The 2,570-nt window shown below is 42.7% G+C and carries 1 protein-coding gene; it reads left to right on the top strand.

The genetic code is table 11. The features are described 5' to 3' along the window. Positions 1-90: 90 nt before the first annotated feature. A partial coding sequence (locus CXF78_RS19960) for an efflux RND transporter permease subunit (protein ID WP_102037739.1) occupies positions 91-2,570 on the top strand: 2,480 nt, incomplete at its 3' end.

Raw genomic sequence — 2,570 nt, 5'->3', positions numbered from 1 at the left:
ATCAGGTTTAATGGAAGGCGATGAAATTGTTATCGACGCTGGACGTTATTTAATACAGTCCTCTGCTGCAAAAGGTCAGGAGTAAACCTGATGACAACACCTAATGAATCGATAAAACTAGGCCTTTCAGGCTCAATAGCAAAGGCATTTCAACACAGCGCCATTACCCCATTACTGGCTATTTTAGGTTTATTACTCGGCCTTTTTGCGGTGATTATTACTCCTAAAGAAGAAGAGCCTCAAATTGATGTCACCTTTGCAGATGTGTTTATTCCCTACCCTGGAGCCACACCAACGGAAGTTGAAAACCAGGTCACCTTGCCTGCAGAACGGATTATTTCTGAAATAAAAGGCATTGATACCCTGTACTCATTTTCTCAGCCGGATGGCGCGCTCATTATTGCGATTTTTGACGTTGGGGTACCACGAGATGAAGCTGTGGTTAACTTATATAATCAACTTTATTCAAACAGCGATAAGTTTAACCATGCTGCAGGCATTGGAGAACCATTAATCAAACCTAGAGGTATTGATGACGTACCAATAGTAGGATTGACGCTCTGGTCTCAAGATCCAAACATCACCGCAGAGCAGCTTACCTTGGTCGCATCAGGCCTAGAAACCGAACTAAAACGGATACCTGGTACTCGAGAGATTTATAGTCAAGGTGGCCACGAGATGGTGTTAAATGTGCGCATTGATCCTGTCAAAATGAACAGTTTCGGCGTAACGTTCAACGATATTAGTGCCACGTTGCAAGATAATAATCAAATGTCTACGGTCGGTTCCATGACCCAGTTTAATCAAGAAATTAAACTGCAAGCTGGGCAGTTTTTACGTTCGCTTGATGATGTTAATAATCTGCTGATTAAAGTCAATCAACCGGAGTCTATAACGGATAGAAGTCCATTTCCCCGTGCAGTTTATTTATCTGATGTCGCCGATGTTAGTCTTAAAAGTGATATTCCGAAACAACACGTTTGGCACGTAACAGACAAAGGAACTTACCCTGCTATAACAATCGCTATTGGTAAACAGGCGGGGCAAAATGCCGTCGACATAGCTAATGCCGTATTAGCTAAAATAGATGCTGTCGATAACGTTTTAATTCCCGATAATGTCAATGTCGCTATCTCTCGCAACTACGGTAAAACAGCTGGAGATAAATCTAATACGCTTATTTTTAAATTGATTTTTGCCACATCAGCGGTTGTGCTACTGGTATTTTTCACCATGGGGCTTCGTGAGTCTGCCGTAGTTGGTGTTGCCATTATTATCACTCTCGCTATTACCTTATTTGCATCTTGGGCGTGGGGATTTACCCTAAACCGGATTTCATTGTTTGCACTTATTTTCTCCATTGGCATCTTGGTCGATGACGCCATCGTAGTAGTAGAGAATATTCATCGGCATATGGCCATGAGTAATAAACCTATAAGCGAGCTTATTCCTCATGCCGTAGATGAAGTCGGCGGACCAACCATATTAGCCACTTTCACCGTTATAGCTGCCCTACTACCAATGGCATTCGTATCCGGACTAATGGGTCCATACATGAGCCCAATTCCGATTAATGCCAGTATGGGAATGATTATTTCGTTATTAATCGCGTTTATTATGACCCCGTGGTTGAGCCGAATATTGTTAAAGCCACATAAAAAGTCACATAGCTCGACCAATATAGCGACTGACACTGGCATACCGGTAGAAGAAGACAATCGATTAACTCGTCTTTTTACCCGAATAATGAGTCCTTTTTTACTCGGAGAACATGCGCCAAAAGCACGAAAAGGCTTAGCTTTGGGGATCGTATTATTGATAGCCTTCGCTGTCGCCCTACCAGTGATGCAAGCAGTGGTCTTAAAAATGCTGCCTTTTGATAATAAGTCTGAGTTTCAAGTAATGGTCGACATGCCTGAAGGCACACCTGTGGAGCAAACTCAAAGAGTACTGCAAGATCTTAGTCAATATCTTACCTCTGTTGAAGAAATAGAACATTTACAGTTGTATGCAGGCACTCATGCACCTATGAATTTTAATGGTTTAGTTCGACATTATTTTTTACGCAGCAGCCAAGAGCTCGGTGAAATCCAGGTCAATCTAGTGGATAAAAAGCATCGCGATCGTGACAGTCATACGATTGCATCTTCTGTGCGCGAGCCGTTGCAACAAATTGGCCTACGTTATCAAGCCAATATCAAGATTGTTGAGGTGCCACCTGGCCCGCCTGTGTGGTCACCCATCGTTGCTGAGGTTTATGCGCCTAACACCGAGTTACGTGAACAAGCAGCAAATGACTTATTGCAACGTTTTAGAGATACCGAATACGTTGTTGATATGGATATATATTTGCCTGCGCAACAACAAAAGTGGCAAGTCATCATTGATCGAAATAAAGCCAGCTTAATGGGTGTTTCTTACGCCAGTATTGTCGATGCGATCAGCACTGCTGTTGATGGTAAGGATGTCAGTTACTTGCATCAAGCACAGCTAGCTCATCCCACACCGATTAGATTACAACTTGATGAAGCCGCTAAAGTAGACCTAAAGCAAGTACTGTTATTACGCCT

Origin of the sequence: Shewanella sp. 11B5, assembly GCF_002836795.1 — a bacterium.
GTDB lineage: Bacteria > Pseudomonadota > Gammaproteobacteria > Enterobacterales > Shewanellaceae > Shewanella > Shewanella frigidimarina.
The sequence above is the reverse complement of the archived record's forward strand: the minus strand, read 5'-3'. Positions and strand labels throughout refer to the sequence as shown.